This window comes from Spiroplasma clarkii (genome assembly GCF_002795265.1).
GTDB lineage: Bacteria > Bacillota_I > Bacilli_A > Mycoplasmatales > Mycoplasmataceae > Spiroplasma_A > Spiroplasma_A clarkii.
On sequence record NZ_CP024870.1, the window covers coordinates 100408 to 121055 of the forward strand.

General features: G+C 30.0%; 17 protein-coding genes and 1 pseudogene. 15 read left to right on the forward strand and 3 right to left on the reverse strand.

The window, feature by feature from the left end:
* Positions 1–22: 22 nt before the first annotated feature.
* Positions 23–2788, forward strand: a pseudogene (gene secA / locus SCLAR_RS00425) (preprotein translocase subunit SecA); the annotation flags it as partial.
* Between the two features lie 270 nt (positions 2789–3058).
* On the opposite strand, the gene SCLAR_RS00430 reads toward secA, so the two are convergent.
* Entirely contained in the window at positions 3059–3904 is an 846-nt protein-coding gene (locus SCLAR_RS00430) for a class II fructose-bisphosphate aldolase (protein ID WP_100253982.1), read from the reverse strand.
* A 111-nt stretch (positions 3905–4015) separates the two neighbouring features.
* On the opposite strand from SCLAR_RS00430, the gene SCLAR_RS00435 reads away from it, so the two are divergent.
* Entirely contained in the window at positions 4016–4756 is a 741-nt protein-coding gene (locus SCLAR_RS00435) for a DeoR/GlpR family DNA-binding transcription regulator (protein WP_100253983.1), read from the forward strand.
* A 22-nt stretch (positions 4757–4778) separates the two neighbouring features.
* Here the strand turns inward: SCLAR_RS00435 and SCLAR_RS00440 are convergent, their stop codons facing one another.
* Positions 4779–5357 (reverse strand): lipoprotein, encoded by a 579-nt coding sequence (locus SCLAR_RS00440; RefSeq protein ID WP_100253984.1) that lies wholly within the window; start codon positions 5355–5357, stop codon positions 4779–4781.
* Between the two features lie 1173 nt (positions 5358–6530).
* Positions 6531–6926 (reverse strand): MerR family transcriptional regulator, encoded by a 396-nt coding sequence (locus SCLAR_RS00445; protein WP_100253985.1) that lies wholly within the window; start codon positions 6924–6926, stop codon positions 6531–6533.
* Between the two features lie 193 nt (positions 6927–7119).
* Between SCLAR_RS00445 and SCLAR_RS00450 the strand changes: the two genes are divergently transcribed.
* The 13 genes from SCLAR_RS00450 (at position 7120) to SCLAR_RS00510 (ending at position 20560) form a co-directional block, all read left to right on the forward strand.
* Entirely contained in the window at positions 7120–8805 is a 1686-nt protein-coding gene (locus SCLAR_RS00450) for an SNF2-related protein (protein WP_100253986.1), read from the forward strand.
* A gap of 100 nt (positions 8806–8905) precedes the next feature.
* Complete coding sequence (locus SCLAR_RS00455) at positions 8906–9982, forward strand: S66 family peptidase (protein ID WP_100253987.1); 1077 nt, start codon at positions 8906–8908, stop codon at positions 9980–9982.
* A gap of 88 nt (positions 9983–10070) precedes the next feature.
* Positions 10071–10844, forward strand: a complete 774-nt coding sequence (locus SCLAR_RS00460; RefSeq protein WP_157795113.1) for a DeoR/GlpR family DNA-binding transcription regulator — start codon at positions 10071–10073, stop codon at positions 10842–10844.
* Between the two features lie 52 nt (positions 10845–10896).
* On the forward strand, positions 10897–11331 hold the full coding sequence (locus SCLAR_RS00465) for an RpiB/LacA/LacB family sugar-phosphate isomerase (protein ID WP_100253989.1): 435 nt from the start codon (positions 10897–10899) through the stop codon (positions 11329–11331).
* Position 11332: 1 nt separating this feature from the next.
* Positions 11333–11836 (forward strand): RpiB/LacA/LacB family sugar-phosphate isomerase, encoded by a 504-nt coding sequence (locus SCLAR_RS00470; RefSeq protein WP_100253990.1) that lies wholly within the window; start codon positions 11333–11335, stop codon positions 11834–11836.
* A gap of 1 nt (position 11837) precedes the next feature.
* Positions 11838–12776 carry an ROK family protein gene (locus SCLAR_RS00475; protein ID WP_157795114.1) on the forward strand — a complete coding sequence of 313 codons (939 nt, stop codon included), beginning with the start codon at positions 11838–11840 and terminating at the stop codon, positions 12774–12776.
* A 30-nt stretch (positions 12777–12806) separates the two neighbouring features.
* Positions 12807–14684 carry a PTS transporter subunit EIIC gene (locus SCLAR_RS00480; protein ID WP_100253992.1) on the forward strand — a complete coding sequence of 626 codons (1878 nt, stop codon included), beginning with the start codon at positions 12807–12809 and terminating at the stop codon, positions 14682–14684.
* Complete coding sequence (locus SCLAR_RS00485) at positions 14671–16116, forward strand: family 1 glycosylhydrolase (RefSeq protein WP_100253993.1); 1446 nt, start codon at positions 14671–14673, stop codon at positions 16114–16116. The genes SCLAR_RS00480 and SCLAR_RS00485 overlap by 14 nt, the downstream gene beginning before the upstream one ends.
* A 9-nt stretch (positions 16117–16125) precedes the next feature.
* Positions 16126–16446 carry a PTS sugar transporter subunit IIA gene (locus SCLAR_RS00490; RefSeq protein WP_100253994.1) on the forward strand — a complete coding sequence of 107 codons (321 nt, stop codon included), beginning with the start codon at positions 16126–16128 and terminating at the stop codon, positions 16444–16446.
* Positions 16446–16673, forward strand: a complete 228-nt coding sequence (locus tag SCLAR_RS00495) for a hypothetical protein (RefSeq protein ID WP_100253995.1) — start codon at positions 16446–16448, stop codon at positions 16671–16673. The genes SCLAR_RS00490 and SCLAR_RS00495 overlap by 1 nt, the downstream gene beginning before the upstream one ends.
* A gap of 255 nt (positions 16674–16928) precedes the next feature.
* A complete protein-coding gene (locus SCLAR_RS00500) occupies positions 16929–18797 on the forward strand; it encodes a PTS transporter subunit EIIC (RefSeq protein ID WP_100253996.1) in 1869 nt (622 codons plus the stop codon).
* Positions 18784–20229: a family 1 glycosylhydrolase gene (locus tag SCLAR_RS00505; RefSeq protein WP_100253997.1), complete on the forward strand. Its 1446-nt coding sequence runs from the start codon at positions 18784–18786 to the stop codon at positions 20227–20229. Before SCLAR_RS00500 ends, SCLAR_RS00505 begins: the two co-directional genes overlap by 14 nt.
* A gap of 10 nt (positions 20230–20239) precedes the next feature.
* Positions 20240–20560, forward strand: coding sequence for a PTS sugar transporter subunit IIA (locus SCLAR_RS00510; protein ID WP_100253998.1), 321 nt, complete (start codon positions 20240–20242; stop codon positions 20558–20560).
* The last annotated feature ends 88 nt before the right edge of the window (positions 20561–20648 follow it).

A 20648-nucleotide genomic window follows, 5' to 3' on the forward strand; every position in this document is an offset into this window, starting at 1 on the left:
TTTTAAAAAAGGAGTTTTAAAAATGGCAAATGATAAAAGAATCATAAGAAATCATGGGAAGATTGCAGAGGCAATAATAGCAAATGAAGCAAAATACTCTGTTTATTCAGACCAACAATTAAGAGATAAGACCGATGAATTTAAGGAACGCTTAAAAAATGGCGAAACCCTTGATGATCTTTTAATTGATGCATATTCAGTTGTTCGTGAAGCAGCTTTTAGAATTCTAAATCTAAAAGCTTACAAAGTCCAACTAATTGGGAGTATTATTTTACACCAAGGTGATATTTCTGAAATGAGAACTGGTGAAGGTAAAACCTTAACAGGTCTATTTGCTGCCTACTTAAATGCACTACCAGGAGAAGGTGTGCATGTTGTTACAGTTAATGAGTACTTGTCAGCAAGGGATAGCGAGATTAATGGTCGAGTTTTTAGTTTTTTAGGAATAACTGTTGGGTTAAATGGGAGAAGTTTATCAAAAGATGCAAAAAGAAATGCCTATGCTCAAGATATTACTTACACAACTAACTCTGAATTAGGTTTTGACTATTTGAGAGATAACATGGTCTACAATTTAGGACAAAAAGTTCAAAGAAAACTTAATTATGCAATTATTGATGAGGCTGACTCTATTTTAATTGATGAGGCCCGTACACCTTTAATTATTTCAGGTGGATCTCAAAACCGTGTAAACTTGTATAAAGCAGCAGATGCTTTTGCAAAAACACTAAAAGAACCTGAAGATGCAGAAATTGATTTAGAATCAAAACAAGTTTACTTATCAGAAGTAGGTATCAAAAAAGCTCACAAATACTTTAGTATTGACAATCTGTTTGATGTAAGAAATACTGAAATTTTTCACTTAATTATGAATGCTTTAAAAGCAAACTTTACTTTTAAAAAAGAAATTGAGTATACTGTTCAAAATGATGAAATCATTTTGATTGACCAATTTACTGGTAGAACAATGCCAGGAAGAGCATATAGTGATGGTTTACAACAAGCTTTACAAGCCAAAGAAGGGGTTAGTGTTGAAGAAGAAACTACTACAATGGCCACTATTACTTACCAAAACTTCTATCGTTTGTACAGTAAATTAGCAGGTATGACAGGGACTGCAAAAACTGAAGAAGAAGAATTCTTAAAAATCTATAACACTAGAGTTATTGCGACTCCCACCAACCGTCCAGTTGTTAGAAGAGATGAACCAGATTTAACTTTTGCTACAAAAAGTGCCAAGTTAAAGCACTTGGTTGATGATATTAAAGAAATTAATGCTACTGGTAGACCAATTCTAATTGGAACAACCAGTGTTGAATCTTCTGAACAAGTTGCTCGTTGATTAGAAAAAGCAAATTTAAAATTTGAAATGATTAATGCCAAAAACCACCACCGTGAAGCAGAAATTGTTGAAAAAGCAGGTCAAAAGGGCGCTATTACATTAGCTACTAATATGGCTGGTCGTGGAACTGACATTAAGTTAACTGAAGAAACTAAGGCTGCTGGAGGTCTGTTTGTTATGGGGATTGAGCGAAATGAAGCTCGAAGAATTGATAACCAGTTGCGTGGACGTGCTGGACGTCAAGGTGATCCAGGAACATCAAGATTTTACATCTCAATGGAAGATGAGCTAATGGTAAGGTTTACAGCACCAAAAGTTAGAAATATGTTCTTAAAACTTGGAGATGATCACATTAAGTCAAAAATGTTTACACGAGCAATTACCAATGCTCAAAAAAAACTTGAAGGACTGAACTTTGATCAACGTAAAAATGTTCTAGACTATGATAATATTTTATCTCAACAACGTGAAGCTATGTATGCTCAACGTGATGATATTTTAAATCAAGCAGATTTGAGTGTGGTGCTTTCAAGATTCCAATACACAATTGCTTATGAACTAGTTGATGAAAGTTCAGAGTTAATTCGTGGAGTTAGAAGTATCAGTAATGAATTAATTATTAAAAAAATTGATGGAATTTATGTTTTACCAAATGCAATTAAAGTTGATGACCTTGCAGGTTTACATAAAGAAGAAATTGCAAAATTAATTCAAGAAAAAATGATGGAAATGTATAAAGCTAAAACTGATGGTGTACCACCAAATGTTTTATCTGAAATGGAGCGAAGAACCATTATTCAATGTTTTGATAATTACTGAACTAAACACATTAACTTATCTCAAAAATTGAGAAGTGGAATTTACTTGCAACAATATGCACAAAACAACCCACTACATGAGTATGTTGAAGAATCAGTTCGCTTATTTAACCGTATGAAAGTTAATATTGCTCGAGACACAATTGATCGTCTAAACTCATCATTTATTAGTTCTGGACAACAAGCTGATGAACCAACCCAAACAATTAATGTTCAAGCACCTCCAAAACAAAAAGTAATCAATATTACTGAAAAAGATATTGATGAAATTTTAACTGAATGAGGAATTGCCAAAGAAAACTTTGGAAGAACTGCAGTTGAAGGACGAGTAGCTGAATTAAAAGAAGAATTTAAAGAAGAACCTGAAAAATTACAAAAATTATTAATTCAAGAAAAAATTGTTGGAGGATTAATGGACAAACTTGATCAAGTTGTTCGTCAACAACAAGAAGCAATTCAAAATCTGACTCAAGAAAAAATTGATGCAATAGTTAATGACTTTGGTTTACAAGGTAAAATTTTCACAGGAGAAGATGTAAAAAAAGCTTTTGAAGAAAAAATGAATAGTAGTCCAAAAGAAATGCACCAAAAAATCATTAATGACTCACAAGTTTTGATGATGATTGCAATGGAATTTGCTAACAAGCAAAAAGCAATGGCAGAAAATGCAAAAACTGTTGTTGAAGAAAAAGGTAAAAAAACTACTGCCAAAAAATCTACAGCTAAAAAAGAACCAACCAAACAAGAATTTGTTGTTAAAGACAGTGAAGGAAACATTGTGAAAAAAATTGTTACCAATGATGATGGAACAATTAATGAAGATGAAACAGAAGACACAGAACAAGTACAAACAAAAATTAAAATTGGTTAATAAAAACTCCCTAATTGGGAGTTTTTTTTAGGCTTTATTGTTTGATCTAAAAGCGCGGATTTTTTTAATTGCTTCTGCTTTAACAAAATCAACCCCATTGCGCCCATATTTACGAGCATCAAAACCATTAGGATTTTCTTTAAATCAAGCTTTAATACCTTCAGCACAAGCCATTTTTAAATCAGTTCCAATATTGATTTTAGTAATTCCTAAGTCAATTGCTTTTTGTAAGTCTTCTAAAGGGACTTGGCTTGAACCATGTAAAACTAATGGTGTTTTAATGTTTTTTTCAAGTTCAGCAAGTAGTTCAAATTGAAGTTTAATTTCCCCAGAAAATAGACCATGACTTGTTCCAATTGCAACTGCCAGGGCATCAATTTGAGTTTGTTTATCAAACTCAACTGCTTCTTGAACATCTGTGTATCCCTTACTTGATGAATTGCGGTCATCTTCTTTTCCACCAACATGACCAATTTCTGATTCAACTTCTACTCCTTTTTGGCGAGCATAAGCTACAATTTCTTGAGTTTCTTTAACATTTTCTGCAAAAGGTTTCAAAGATGAATCTAACATTACACTTGAAAAACCTGCATCAATGGCTCTTTTTATCAAACTAATATCAAAACCATGATCTCAATGTAATACTACAGGTACAGTGGCTTTGATAGCAGCAGTTAGTGAAAAGGCAAAAACATAGTCTAGCCCCATATATTTTGCTGCACTTTCAGTAACCATTAAAATAACTGGTGACTTTTCAGCCTCAGCAGCTTCAATGATTCCTTTCATCATTTCTAAGTTATCGAAATTAAAAGCAGGTACTGCATATTTACCTTGTTTTGCTTTTAAAAGTTCTTCTTTTAATTTTGCTTTCATAATTTGTCTCCTATACAAGATAATCATATAACAATTTTACAAATTTTAAACTTTTTTAAATTTTTTGAAACTAAATATTTATGGTATATTAATAAAAGATGGGAGTATAAGATGTTAAGAGATGAACGTAGGGAATTAATTGTAAAAATTGTTAAAGAAAAGGGTTTTGTTAAAAACCTAACTTTAGCAGAACTAACAGATTCAACAATTCAAACAATTATTACAGATGTGAATGAACTAAATGATTTGGGGAAAATTGTTAAAGTTTATGGAGGAGCTAAGGTAATTGAGAAAGCTAAGGATTTTTCTGAACCTTTTGAAGAAGAAAAATTAAAATTAAATCTAGATTTAAAAGAGAAAATTGCTCGTCAAGCAGCAAGTCAAATTCAGGATGGTGATTTAGTTTTTATTGATACAGGAACCACAACAGGGTATATGGTAAAAAATGTTATTTTAAACAAAAATGCAACTTATGTTACCAATGGATACTCAATTGCTCGACACTTAATGGAACAAGATTTAAAACTCTATATTATCGGGGGTGAAATTATGTTATCAACTCATGCTATTGTCGGAGAACTTGCTTTAAAATATATTTCAAGTTTTAATTTTAACAAAGCTTTTATTGGAATGAATGGTTATGAAGACAATGCTTTGTACACCACAAATGTTAAAGAAGCTGCCATTAAAGAGAAAGTTATTAGTAGTTCTAAAACAACTTATGTACTTTTAGACAGTTCAAAAGTTAACAAAAAGAATAAAGTTCAAGTTGATGTCAATAAAAATGAAGTGATTATAATTTGCGATCAACCGATTCTTAATGCCAACCTCAAAGTGATTGAAGCCAAATAAAAACATCCTTTAGAGGATGTTTTTAGTTTTTAAATTCACTAAGCTTTTCTTCTGCTCAATTTTGGATAGTGGTACCAAATTGTTCATTTTTTGCTCATTCAAGAGTATCGTTAACATATTTTTGCAACTCATCTGATGCATTTTGAACATTATTGGCATCTTCATCTAAATGAAATTCGAGTAATTTAAAATGATCAAGGGCTGACTTATCTCAAGACCAATTTGCTGAGGTAAGTTTAAAACCTTGTGCTTCAGGTGAAAAAATTATATATTGAATAATTTTATACTTGATAGCATTAATTTTGGTGTCCAGTTGGTTGTATTTGATATAAATTGGATTATTTAGTATTTCTTCATCATTGATAATAGCTCTAGCTGATGTTTGCCCAATTAACTTGTAGTATTGAGTAGTAATTTTTGACTTTTCCTCTAAAAGAACATTGACTAATAAAGTTTCAAGTTTAGCAACATCTTCACCACTAATTGGTTGCTTGGTCAGCAATGAGTAAATATATCTGTCATTTTGGCATGAAACCACAAAGCTAACTCCACATGTGCTAATTAGCCCCAAAGAACCCATTATAGTTAGTATTTTTTTCATTATTTAACCTTCATTCTTAGTTTACATAATCATTCATAAATTATTCCCATTAAATAGTATCACTAATTTTTAAAAATGCGCAAAAATTTTAAATATTTTTAAAAAAAGATACTTTTTTCCTTAAAAATATTTATTTCTGATTAGAAGATGTCATAGTTTTTATGAAATATGATGCCACTTTTGCTTCCACTTTTATAGTGTTAGAGGGTTTTTATTTTTAATAAGCAATCACAAAAAATGAAATTGGTAACTATATGTTTTTTAACACTAAAAATTAATTTTTTCATTTTTTCATTTTTTTTATAGTACAATAGTTTTAAGGAAAGAGTGGGGACGTTGAAATTGTTTATTATAGTCTTTATTTTAAGATTATCAATACAAAGTGTATTCAGCAATATCAATTATCAATCCTGTAAAATAAAAATTTTGGTATACAAATTTCATTAGTGATGTGATGAGTTTTGTGTTCTGCTATTTTTAGAATTATATATGAAAATATTTATAACAAATTCATTCAGATAAAATTTGTGGTTTTAATTTTTTTACATACAACAAATTTCAAACACTTGATTGCAATAAGTTACAAATTTAACAAATAGCATCACAATTCTATTTAATCTGTAAAGGTTAAATTCTTGGAAGGTGATATCAATGGAAGTTGTAAAATGTATTATACTGGTGCAAAGTTCCGGCTCGTGCCTTTGGCTAATATTTAAATATATAAATATAGTAATGAAAAGATTTGAAAATTCAAGAAATTTAATATTTGAGTTATTGTTTTTTTGTAACTTATTAACACCGACAAATTATATAAAAAAAATAAAAATTATAAATAACTTCAATTTATATCCCGAACAAATTGATAAGGAAATTAATTGACCTCGTTTTATTTTGATCAAAAAAAACACCCATAAGGCATTGTTAGTTAACTTTGTCTCAAATTCTATGTGATAATTGATACTTAAAAAATAGAATTTTGAACCGTCAAGTTTTACTTGGGCAAACAGAATTATTGCTAAATGTTGTGTAATTTATTTTTGATTAAAATACTCAATCCTAAAATTATATTTTCAAAAATATTACCGAAACCAAAAACTACATCTTGATTAATTTATAGTATGTATTTCTCAAAATTTACTTGCATGTTTCCAAACACAAGTGTCAAGAATAGTTTTAATCACTCTCTATATCAGGGTGATTTTTTTTATTTTCCAGAATTTTACTATAGTATCTTTTTTTATGTTCAATAAATTCAATTTGTTTTTGAATACTTTCTTGGTTTTTTAGCACAACTTTTTCTTGTTGTAAAATTAAATTTAATCTTTCCTTAGCGCTTTTTTCACCAAGATCTAATAAGCGCATATATTTTTTAATATTCTTTAAAGGCATTCCAATTTGTTTTAAACAAATTATCAAATCAATAACATGAAGATCATCTTCTAGCAAATAGCGATAACCATTTTCATCACGTTTGAAGTCTTTAATTAAACCTTTTTCATCATAAAATCTCAAATTATACTCTTTCATTTCAAATTTTTGAGCAATATCTTTTAAATAAAACTTCTTCATAGGCTATGCCTCCTGATTTAATGATAGCATACAACCTTAAAGTTTAACAACCATAATGTTTGAAATGTTGACTAGACAATTTCTCCCACTGTTTTGTCATAAAAAATGATAATTTTTGGTTTGTTCTCACTAACTAGTTCATTATTTGTTTATAATAAAAGTAGTACACAGGATTTTGTGAGGTTTAAACTAAATGAGTAAGCGTAATTTTATAAGTGGAGACACTATCAATAATATGATTAAAGCAACAACTCCAGATGTTTTAGAAGTAAGTGTTGACTTAATAACTAAATCTTTTGATGGTTCTAAAGAACTAAGAGATTATCAAAAAAAAGATTTAGCTAAGTTAATTAGCTTAAAAAGAGGTGCAAATTTTTCAGAACAAAGAACTGGAAAAACTCCAACCATAATTATGTTGTGTGAAAGTTTAAAACAAAAAGTTGTTGTGATTGTTCCTCCAACATTAGTTCATCTAACCTGACTACCACAAATAAAAGAATGAGCTGGACAAGAAGCACAAATATTATTTAAAAAGAAGAATGACAAGTTTTATCCAATGAATGTAAATGAGAGAAAGGCACTTTATGAGCAATTTTTTAATGACCCATCTTCAAGATACTTACTAGTTTCAAAAGACACTTGAAAAACAGATTTTAGAAGTATTGTTACTGAGGATAAGTTAAAGGATTGTATTCTAGTTGTTGATGAAGCACACTACTTGAAGGGTTTAAGATCTAGAAGTACCACCACAATTCAAGCAGATCAAGTGTATAGAACTTCGTTAGCTGCTGACCGAACTTACTTGTTAACAGGCACACCAATTGTTAACTACCCAAGTGATATTTATGGAATTTTAAAAGTTCTTGAACCAGAAGTTTTTGGTTCTTGAAGTAGTTTTGTTGACTATTTTTGAGGATTTGATTTTTTCAATGCTACATTAAAAAAATATAAGTTTCCAAAAGATGAAGAGATCATAATTTCTTTTTTGAAACCAAGAAGAGTCATCCACAAACAAAGTGAGGTAATTGATTGATTACCACCAGTCCAAAAAGATTTAGTGACTTTAGATATGGAAAATTCACAAGAAAATGCCTATGTAACTGAGGTCAATAAACTTAATTGATCAAAGGTACCAAAAGATTCTGAGATTTTAGGATTGTTGCAAAGGTTAAGACCAATTTCAAATGGGATTTTTAAAGATGATAAGTATCTCTCTAATAAGTTTAAATGGATTAGAAACTATTTAAAAGATATTGAAAGTGATGAAAAAATCTTAATTCTATCAAATTTTTCAAATAAAACACTAAGTATTTTACATGATGAATTAAAAACTTTTAAACCATTATTAATTACAGGAAGTACTCCCCAGATGAAAAGAGTAGAATACATTAATAAAATTCAAAATGGTAAGAGCAAGTTGCTAATTTCAAATTTAAAATGTATTAAAGAAGGAGTTACACTAGATAAATTGGATACTTTAATTTTTGTAGATCGTAGTTGAACTCCAGCAGACAATGAACAAGCAATTATGAGGTTTTTACCTCCAACCAAAAATTTGAAAAGAGAAAAAAATAAACAAATCATTGATTTGATTTCTTACACAACTAGAGCTCCACGAACTTTTTTCAATATTGACTTCAAATCAATTGACTCTTATATTGTTGAAACTTTATCTACTAAAAGTTCTCTTTCAAAAAATCTCAACAATATGAAGTTTGTTGATGATAGTTTAACATTCACAGAAGATGATGAAATTATGAAACAAGTGATTGAAATTAATAAAACAATTGCCAAGGCAAAAATAGTTAAAGAGTATATGAAGAAAAAAACCATCAAAAAGAAGCGAGCAAAATCATTTGACAAATCAAAACTACACTAACCACTAGGCATTTGCAAAATGTCTTTTTTGAAACTAGATAAAAATAAATTTTTTTAAACTAGTATTCAGGTTTAAAATTAAGATAACAAAAGGAGAAAATATGAAAAAGCCAGCAAGTTTAAAAAGTAATGATGTAGTAGCAATTGTCAGTTTATCAAGTGGAATTTTAGGAGAACCATTTTGTACCCACAGTTTAGCACTTGGAATCAAAAGATTAGAAGAGTTTGGTCTAAAACCAAAATTTATGCCAAATTCCTTAAAAGGAGTTGACTTTTTAGACCAAAACCCTGAGGCCAGAGCAACAGATTTAAAGACAGCCTTTAGTGATCCGGAAGTAAAAGCAATAATTTGTGCAATTGGAGGTGAGGACACTTATAGAATTTTGCCTTATTTAATGGAGGATGCAGAATTTAAAAACTTAGTAAAATCAAACCCGAAAATTTTTATTGGTTATTCAGATTCAACCATTAACCATTTAATGTTCCAGAGTCTGGGTTTGACAACATTTTATGGCCATGCTTTTTTGGTTGATTTCGCTGAACTTGATCAAGCAATGTTACCTTATTCTCGTCAAAGTTTTGAAATGATGTTTACCAATCAAGCAGTTCAAGAAATCAAATCAAGTCCAGTCTGATATGAAGAAAGAAAAACATATGGGGTTGAAAATCTAAATAGACCAAGAGTTAGTCACCAAGAAACTCATGGCTTTTTAACTTTAAGAGGAACTGGTATGAGAACAGGAAAATTATGAGGTGGCTGTCTTGAAAGTATTTATGAAGCACTTGTTGGAGAAAGATACCCAGAACAAAAAGAAGTTTGTCAAAAATATGAATTATTTAAAACAAATTTTACAACCAAAGATTTAATAGTTTTTTTAGAAACTAGTGAAGAACAACCAACCCCAGCAAAATACCAAGTTATGTTACAAACCTTAATTGACAACCAACTTCTAGCTAATGCCCAAGCCCTAATTATGGGAAAACCCCAAGATGAAAGTTATTTCACCCAATACCAAGAAATTTTAGTGGCTTTAACCAAAGATTTACAAATTCCGGTTTTATATAATATAAATTTTGGTCATGCCCATCCCAAAACTATCCTCCCTTATGGTGTTACAGCTCAAGTGGATTTTGATAAAAAAAGTCTAAAAATTATCGAGAAAATGTTTATGGACTAAATATAAGGGGTTTATTATATAATTAAGTTATAAATATTTATCAAAAATAAGATAAAAAATGATAAATTTATATAAGAATGGAGACATTATGGATAAACTTAAAAAAGGAGAACGTTTTAAAATCTATACAAAATACTTATTGGCTGAACAATCAGTTACTATTAAAGCATTTTATAGTTTTGCAATAGGTGCAGGTATTCCCGAAATTACTGCAAGGCGAGATTTAAAACTATTAGAAAACTTAAATTACATAACTTTAGAAATGGGGTTAGTTAAATACAATTCAGCAATTGCTAGAGAAACCACAAGAGCTGAAAAAACCTTGGAAAATAAAGAAGAAAAAATTAAAATTGCTCGTACAGCAATTAAATTAATTAATTCAGAAGAAATTTTTGTAGGTCCAGGAACAACTTGTGAAGCATTTGTTAAAAGCATTAACAAACCTATAAAACTTTTATATACTAATGGTTTTGAAATAGCAAAATTAGCAGAAAACAATGAAAACATTAAAAGAGTTGTAGTGATTGGGGGTAAACTAAGACCCCAATCTGGGGCTATGTGTGGACCTATTGCTGTCAAAACCCTTGATAATTTAAGGTTTTCTCAAGCATTTATTACTATTACTAACATCAATGATAAATTAGATATGTTTAATAATAATGAAGATGAAGCATTTTTTACATCAAAAGTCATTGAAAATTCAAATCAAACAATTTGTATGATTGATGTTACTAAGTTACAAGTGGATTCTCATGGAAACATTATTACCAATGCAGCAAACATAGATTACTTTGTTTTAGATCAACAACCACTAGATGAATGAACAGAAAAATTAAAGATAAATTCTGAAATAAAATGATAAAAAATTATCATTTTATTTCATTTTTTATATATAATAAAAGTGAGGAGGAAAAATGGAAAATATAAGTATCTATATAAATAAAGCTTGTCCACAAGCTTATAGAGATTATCTCTTAAAAAACATTAAAGCCACTAACTTTCAATTAAAAGTAATTGAAGAAAAAGATCAGTTCAATGATTTAGTTAGTTTAGCTCAACAAATTCAAAAACAAGAAATTGCTAGAGCAATTATCATTGATGAATTTGGAACTCTGCCTTTTTTGGTTATGGGTAAATTTAAAAAAGTGGTTGTCGCTCAAATTTCAGATCATCATTCAGCTAGAATGACAATTCAGCACAACAACTCAAATGTTTTAGCAGTACCATTCCAAGTAATGGCTGTTGAAAATATGGTAGATATTATTAACACCTACTTAACTGCAAATTTTGAAGCAGGAAGACATATGGTGCGAATTAATATGTTGGATGTCATTTTAAAGGAGGAATAGAATGAAAATAGCAATTGGATGTGACCACATTGTCACAGACATTAAAGATAAAGTTGTGGAAATGCTACAACGAGATAAAATTGAAGTGGTTGATTGTGGGACCTATGATTTTCAAAGAACCCACTATCCAATTTTTGGAAACAAAGTTGCCAGCAAAGTTGCTCAAAAAGAAGTAGACTTTGGAATTGTCATTTGTGGTACTGGGGTTGGAATTAGCAATGGAGCACAAAAAACCAAAGGAGCTAGAGTACTTTTAGCTAAAGATGTTATTAGTGTTGTTGATGCTCGTCAAAACTATGATGCAAATGTTATTGGTTTTGGTGGAAGAATTGTTGGTTTGGGATTAATGTATGAAATGATTGAAGCATTTATTAATACCAAGTATGCAAACAAAAACCAAGACTTAATTAAAAAAATTGACAACTTAATTGTCAAACCAAACTATGATGAAAATATGTTTGGTGAAGAATTAAAAAAATGAGATGAAGGGTTTTATACAGATTAAAATGGAAAAATATTATTTAGCAGTTGATTTGGGTGGTACATCAGCTAAGTGTGCAGTGATTCACCAAGAACAAATCATCAAAAGATTTACAGTACCAACCAAAATTGGTGAGGTAATTGAAAATATCCACCAAACAGTAACAAAAGAAATTGTTGACCTACAGATTACAACTGCTGATTTTCAATTTATTGGCTTCACAATCTGTGGGCTAATAGATTATGAAAAAGGAATTTCCTTATGATCGGGGAATCTTCAGTGGGAAAACTATGAAGTGGTTAAAGAAATTAAAAGAATTTTTCAAAATCCACATGTTTTTATCTTGAATGATTCTAAAGCTGCCACATATGGAGAATATGTTGGGGGCATAAACCAAGAAAAACCAAATGTGTTATTTTACACAATTGGAACAGGGATTGGGGGTGGTGTTATTTTAAACCACCAACTCTATTTTGGAAACCACACTAAACTTGCTAGTGAGCCAGGACATGGTGGAGGTTTTCAAAACCTTTACCAATGTAATTGTGGTTTACAAGGTTGTGTGGAAGGTTTGAGTAGTGCTACAGGAATTGAAAAACAAATTAACAAAAACAGAGACTATTTTTGTAAAAAATTAAATTTAGATAAATCAAAATTAACAATCAAAGATATTGCACCACTTTTTTATGCAAAAGACAAGGTGACTATGGATCTATTTAAAATAGCTTTAGCACCACTTGCAAATCATATTGCAGTATCTTTACATTTATTAGATTTTGACATTGTGATAATTGGAGGAGGGCCATGTGCTTTGGGTGATGACCTTTTAGTTTTACTAAAAGAGCTTTTGAAACAAAGTTTGTTACCAGCCTTTTATGAAAAGTTAGATCTTAGAATTGCTAAGTTAGAAAATGATGCAGGAATTTGAGGAATCTATCACTTTGCTAAAAATCTTTTAAAATAATTTTTACTTATTATTTCAAGGGGAATAAAAATGAAAACAAAAGAGAACAAAATAGAAGGGCAATCAAAACTTAAGCAATTTGGCGAAAAAGCTTTAAACGTTGTACAAAAAATAACCCAATCCACATTTGTTTCGACAATTATGGAAGGTTTTATTTTGGTGATGCCAATCATTATTACATCAACAATTTTCATTCTAGCTGCTGAGCTAGCACCATCATTTGGTTATAAATGAAAAGATTCTGATGGGAATGTGATTATCGAAGGTTATGCAATGTATAGTGCATTCTGTTGAAGAATGTATAATCTATCTTACGGAATATTAGGCTTTGCACTTGTGATTGCTCTTTCGTCTAGAATGACAGAAAAGATTTCTTCAAAATTAAAATCAAATCAAAAAATGAATATTATAATTGTTTGTATTTCTACAGCAATTGCATATTTATTAACTTCAGTACCAAACACAGTAAGTGTAGTTGCAGGTGCAACTGAGCTCAATGTTCTCAGTTTAATAACTGCAATTTTTGGTGCAAAAGGAATATTCATAGCTATGTTAACTGGATTATCTGTGCCTTGAATCTTCTTCTTATGTTATAAATTTAATATAACAATTAGATTACCAAAACAAGTACCTCAAAATATTTCACAAGCATTTTTAAATATCTTCCCAACATTCTTTATAATTATTATTTATGGTGTCTTGGGATGAGTGTTTGTACAATTTTTGGGTGACACAATGTTAAATGCAATTTTTAATGGCTTGACTCGTGCAAAGAGTTATTGATTCTTTATTGCTTGATCAATGGTATTATCATTGACATGGTTTTGTGGAATTCATACAAGTGTTTGAAATGGTATCACAAGTACTCTTGATGCACTTGGACTTCAAGAGAACATTGATTTGCAAGCAGCTGGAGAACACCCATCTAATCTATGACCAAACCCATTTAGAATGGGAGCATACTCAATGGGAGGAACTGGAGCACAAATTGCAGTTCCTTTCATTATTATCTTATTTTGTAAATCAAAACAACTAAAATCAATTGGAGTGGTAGCACTTGTACCAATATTGTTTCAAGTTAATGAACCAATCTTATTTGTTCTACCATCAATTCTGAACCCATTAATGTTACTACCTTTCTTGGTGGCACCATTAGTTAATACAATTATTGGTGTGATTTTTGTTTATGAATTTGGGATGAATGCAAGCACTGTATCGATGCCGTGATCGATGCCAATGGTTGTTGCAGTCCCAATTGCAAGTAAATTCCAAGCTACTTCATTTATCTTGCCATGAATTTGGTTTGGAGTATCATTTGGAGTGTGAACACCATTTGTATTAATTCAAGATAAAATTTATCACAAAAGAGAATTACTGACAGCTGAACCCAATGAATATGTTGACTATAGAAATGGAGTTCAGTACTTAAGAAATTATCTATTTAATTGTCAAAAACATGATGAAATTAAACAACTTAAGTTAGATGAAAAAAATAGAGTTAACAGCTTAGAAATGAACTTATTAAATACGGAAATTTTGAATGTTCAAACAGATGGAGATAAAGTAGTTGAAATTTTAGTTATTTGTATTGGTGCAGGAACATCTGCAATGTTGGCTGAAACTATTAATAAAACATTTAGTGATGGACAAGTTAAAGTCAATGCTAAGGCTTGTTCATTAGGAAATTACTCAGAGTTTATTGACAACACCAACATTGCAATCATTTCACCACAAGCAAGATCTTCACAAAAGAGTATAACTGATTATGCAAAAACAAAAAAAGACTTAATTGTGTTCCAAACAAAAGGGCCAGAGTTTTTAGAAATGATCAATGACAAAAAAATTACAAAAACTAAAATTATTGAAAAAATTAAAGAGTTAAGAGGAATTGCATATGAAAAAAATTAAACTAGGAACAGCCACAGCTGCCTTTCAATGTGAGGGGCACTTAGAGACAGATGGCAGAGGGAAATGTATTTGAGATGATGTGCTATTAAATGATAAAAGTATTGCCAAGTACAATCCTGAACCAGCAAGTGACTTTTACAAGTCATTTGATGTTGACATTAAATTAGCAAAAGAATATGGTATTGAAGTCTTTAGACTTTCAATTGCTTGAAGTAGAATTTTCCCAACTGATGCCTCAACAGTTAACAAAAAAGCTGTTGAACAATATCACAAAATGTTTAAAGCTATGATTGAAAAGGGTATTATTCCTAATGTAACTTTACATCACTTTGATTCACCACAATGGTTTGTAGAAAAAGGAGATTTTTTATCAAAAGGAAACATTGATGATTTTCTAGTCTTTGCTGAGTTTTGTTTTAAAGAATTTAGTGAAATTAAATACTGATCAACTTTAAATGAAATCAATGCTTATTCAAGTCATAAAAATCTAAAGTCTGCATTACCACCATATTTTAAACTAGAATATGGACATTATTTCAAACAACAATATAATATGGTTTTAGCACATGCAAAAACTGTGAATCTATTTAAAAAATTAAAAATTGATGGAGAAATTGGTGTTCCTTGTAATGTATGTCCATTCCAACCTCTCGACAAAGAAAATTCTGAAGATGTTTTTGTGGCAGATAAGGCAAATGCAATAGTAAATTGAAGTTTCTTAGAACCAATCACCTCAGGAAAATATTCAACCAAAACAATTGATTTAATTAATAAAGTTTTAGAGAATTATGATTTTATTTTCAAACCTCAAAGCAAAGACCTTGAGGAAATTAAATTGGCAAGAGAAAATTTAGATTGAGTTGGAATCAATTATTATTACACAACATTTGTCACAAAACCAGATGAAAAAATTGATTTCTCAGTTAATACAACTGGAGAAAAAGGTAAGACAAAATTCAATATCCCATGACTTTGAAAAACTGTTCAAAAACCAGGTGTTAAATCAACTCATTGAGATTGACCAATTTATCCTGAAGGGTTAGCAATTGTCATTAAATGAGTTAGTGAAAAATATAATTGCAAGCTTCCAATTCATATAACTGAAAATGGTTTTGGAGACTTAGAAGATATAACAAAAACACCATTTATTAAAGATTATGATAGAATTCAATATATTCAAGATCACTTTGATGTAATCCAAAGATTAATTGATGAAGGGGAAAAAATTGAACACTATTATTTGTGAAGCCACATGGATATGTTTTCTTGAACAAATGGATATAACAAAAGATATGGTCTATTTTATGTTGATTTTGAAACTCAAAAAAGATTTGAAAAATTAAGTGCCTATTGATGATTAGAAAAATCAAAACAAGATAGATTTGATGAAAAAGTTGACTTAAAAGAACTAGAAAAAAAACTTGGAAAGTAGTGATTAATTGTGAACAACAGAGAAGCAGTTACCAAAAAAGGTCTTGAACTAGTAGCATATGCAGGAGAAGCTCGAAGTTACATTCTCGAAGCTTTGGAAGATGCTAGAAATGGAGATTTTTCAAACATTGATAATTTAATGAAAGAAGCTGAAACATTAATCAACCATGCTCACAAAGCACAGTTTGACCTTTTAGCAACTGAAGCTAGAGGAGAATATGCTGATGTTACCTTAACTATGGTACATGGACAAGATCATTTGATGACCACAATTCTTCTAAAAGAACTTGCAGTTTCACTAATAGAATTGTGAAAATTGAATAAAAAATAATGACAACTTGATTAACAATTATTGGGGTAGCTCTCTTTTTACTGGGGTCAATGTTGTTCATGTTTATTCAAATAAAATTTAAGAAAAGGATAAGAGAACAAAAAAATGAAAATTTTGAAGTAGCAAAGGATCAGAAGTGGATTTATACCAAAATAATCTTAAACACTATTGCAGCACTGCTAATTATTTGTGGAACTGTGCTTGCCTTTTCAAAATTATATATTTAAAAAGTAGAGGTTTACTCTACCTTTTTTGTCACTAAAGACCATGTTAAAAAAATAGAGATTTTTATAAAAAATGATAAAAAAATATCATTTTTTATCATTTTAAGATACAATATTGGTGTAATGAATATATCTGATGATTTAAGGGGGTGATCAGAAAAAATAGAGGAAAATTCCTAGGTTATTTATAATGACGGAATTTTTGATACAGAATGTATACTTATTTAGAAAAAATTAATAATATTGAAAGGGAATAATATGGAAAAAGAAAAGACTTTAAAGACTTCTAAACTCAAGGAGTTTGGTCAAAAAACATTAGATTTTATAAATAAAATTACCAGTACTTCATTTGTTACAACACTTATGGAAAGTTTCATTTTGATCATGCCAATAATTATTACCTCAACTGTATTTATTCTAGCAGCTGAGTTGGCACCATCATTTGGATATAAGTGAAAAGATGCAGATGGAAATATTTTAAATCAAGGTTATGCTACTTTTAGCGATTTTTGCTATCGTATGTATAATTTATCATACGGAATTCTAGGATTAGCCTTGGTAATAGCAATCTCTTATAAACTAACTGAAAAAATATCACCAAAATTACAAGCAGACAGAAAAATGAATGTAATTATCATTTGTATTTCATCTGTTTTGGCTTACATGCTTTTTTCAGTACCAAATTTATGGAGTGTTGGGGCAGAAGAAACACAAACAAATGTACTGTGAATCATTTCTGCAATTTTTGGCGTTAAAGGTTTGTTCATTTCAATGTTAACTGGGATGAGTGTACCTTGATTATTTTTACTATTTTTTAAATATAACATAACTATTAGATTGTCAAAACAAGTACCTCAATCAATTTCACAATCATTCTTAAATATCTTCCCAATTTTGTTCACAATTATTATTTATGGACTACTTGGCTGAGTATTTATTGAATTTACAGATAACACAATGTTAGATGCAGTTTTTAAAGCATTAACTCCATTGCTAGAAGGTGCTAAAAGCTATTGGTTCTTTACTCTATGATCAATAGTAATCTCATTTACTTGATTTGTAGGAATTCATCCTAATGTTTGATATGGAGTTACTGGTTCATTAGGGCCGCTCGCTGTTGCAGAAAATGTGGCAGCTTTTGAAGCAGGTGAACAAGCAGTAAATTGAAATGCAGATCCATTTGCAACAGGAGCTTACAATATGGGAGGGTCTGGAGCACAAATTGCAGTTCCCTTCATTATCATCTTATTTTGTAAATCAAAACAACTAAAATCAATTGGAATGGTGGCAGTTGTGCCGATTCTGTTTCAAGTCAATGAACCAATCTTATTTGGATTACCAACAATTTTAAATCCAATTATGCTTATACCAATGATTGCTGCACCATTACTTAATTCAATTATAGGAATCATTTTTATCTTAGGTTTTGGTATGAATGCAAGTATCATCCAGCTACCATGGAGTATGCCAATTGTGATTTCAATTCCAATATCTAGTCAGTTCCAGGCAAGTTCATTTATCTTGCCTTGAGTGTGATTTGGAGTCTCATTTGCAGTTTGAATGCCATTTGTATTAATTCAAGATAAAATAAATTACAAAAAAGAATTATTGGTCAATGACCCAAATGAGTTTGTGGACTATAGAAATGGTGTCCAATACATTAAGGATGCTATGTTTAATAGGGCCAAACATTTAGAAATTAAAAATCTTAAAGCAGCGCAAAAAGCTGAAGAAGTTGTTCAAGAAACTCCAGTTATAAAATCAACTCTATCAAAATTAGAAACTATTGAGGCGTTGGTAGTTTGTATTGGTGCAGGAACATCTGCAATGTTGGCTGAAACTATAAATCAAGCCTTTAAGGATTCAGAAGTATCTGTTAATGCAAAAGCATGTTCAGTAGGAAACTACTCAGAGTTTATTGGTAATACAAATATTTGTATAATTTCACCACAAGCTCAAACAGTACAAAAAGCAATTGATAGTTTAGCATTAAATAAAACTGATCTTGTTGTACTACAAACAAAAGGTCCAGAGTTCTTAGAGATGATACAATCTAAAAAAATTACAAAAACCAAAATTATTGAAAAAATTGAGGAATTAAGGAGAAAAGTAAGTGCAAAAGTTTAAACTAGGAACAGCCACAGCTGCCTTTCAATGTGAGGGGCACTTAGAGACAGATGGCAGAGGGAAATGTATTTGAGATGATGTGCTATTAAATGATAAAAGTATTGCCAAGTACAATCCTGAACCAGCAAGTGACTTTTACAAGTCATTTGATGTTGACATTAAATTAGCAAAAGAATATGGTATTGAAGTCTTTAGACTTTCAATTGCTTGAAGTAGAATTTTCCCAACTGATGCCTCAACAGTTAACAAAAAAGCTGTTGAACAATATCACAAAATGTTTAAAGCTATGATTGAAAAGGGTATTATTCCCAATGTAACTTTACATCACTTTGATTCACCACAATGGTTTGTAGAAAAAGGAGATTTCTTATCAAAAGAAAACATTGATGATTTTCTTGTCTTTGCTGAATTTTGTTTTAAAGAATTTAGTGAAATTAAATACTGATCAACTTTAAATGAAATCAATGCCTACTCAGGACAAAAAAACATTAGTGCTGCTTTACCACCATACTTTAGATTGGAATATGGACACTTTTTCAAACAACAATATAATATGGTTTTAGCACATGCAAAAACTGTGAATTTATTTAAAAAACTTAAAATTGATGGTGAAATTGGAGTGCCATGTAGCGTAAGTCCAATGGCACCCTTAGATGAAAATAACCCAGATGATGTATTGGCTTCAGATAGAGCAAATGCAGTTTCAAATTGAAGTTTTGTTGAACCAATTACAACAGGGGGTTATTCTCAAGAAACTCTTAAATTAATTAACTCAGTTTTAAAAAACTATGATTTTATTTTTGAACCACAAGAAAAGGATTTAAAAGAAATTCACCAAGCTGCAAAAAATCTAGATTGAGTGGGAATAAATTATTACTTTACAACTTTTGTAACAAAAGCTGATGCTGACTTTGATTTTACAATAAATTCAACTGGTGAAAAAGGTAAATCAAAATTTAATGTACCATGACTTTGAAAAACCGCAATTAGACCTGATTTAAAATACACTCATTGAGATTGAGCAATTTATCCAGAAGGTCTTGGTCATGTAGTTAAATGAATTAGTGAAAAATTTAACTGTAAACTTCCAATTCACATAACTGAAAATGGTTATGGTGATTTAGAAGACATGACAAAAACACCGTTCATTAAAGATTATGACCGAATTCAATACATTCAAGATCATTTTGATGTAATTCAAAAATTAATTGATGAGGGTGAAAAAATTGAACACTACTATTTGTGAAGTCACATGGATATGTTTTCTTGAACAAATGGATACAACAAAAGATATGGCTTATTTTATGTTGATTTTGAAACTCAAAAGCGATATGAAAAATTAAGTGCTTATTGGTGATTAGAAAAATCAAAACAAGATAGACTTGATGAAAAAGTTGACTTAAAAGAACTAGAAAAAAAACTTGGAAAGTAGATGTTAGTTTATGGAAAATAAAGAAGCAGTTACTAAAAAAGGTCTTGAACTAGTAGCATATGCTGGAGAAGCTCGAAGTTACATTCTTGAAGCTTTAGAAGATGCTAGAAATGGTGATTTTTCAAATATTGATAATTTAATGAAAGAAGCTGAGGCATTAATCAACCATGCTCACAAAGCACAATTTGATCTTCTAGTAACAGAAGCTAGAGGAGAATATGCAGATGTTACCTTAACTATGGTACATGGACAAGATCATTTGATGACCACAATTCTTTTAAAAGAACTTGCAGTTTCACTAATAGAATTATGAAGGTTAAATAAAAAGTAATGATAATATGATTAACAATTGTTGGAACAATTCTTTTCATACTAGGATTAATCTTGTTTATATTTGTTCAAACTAGGTGAAAACAAAA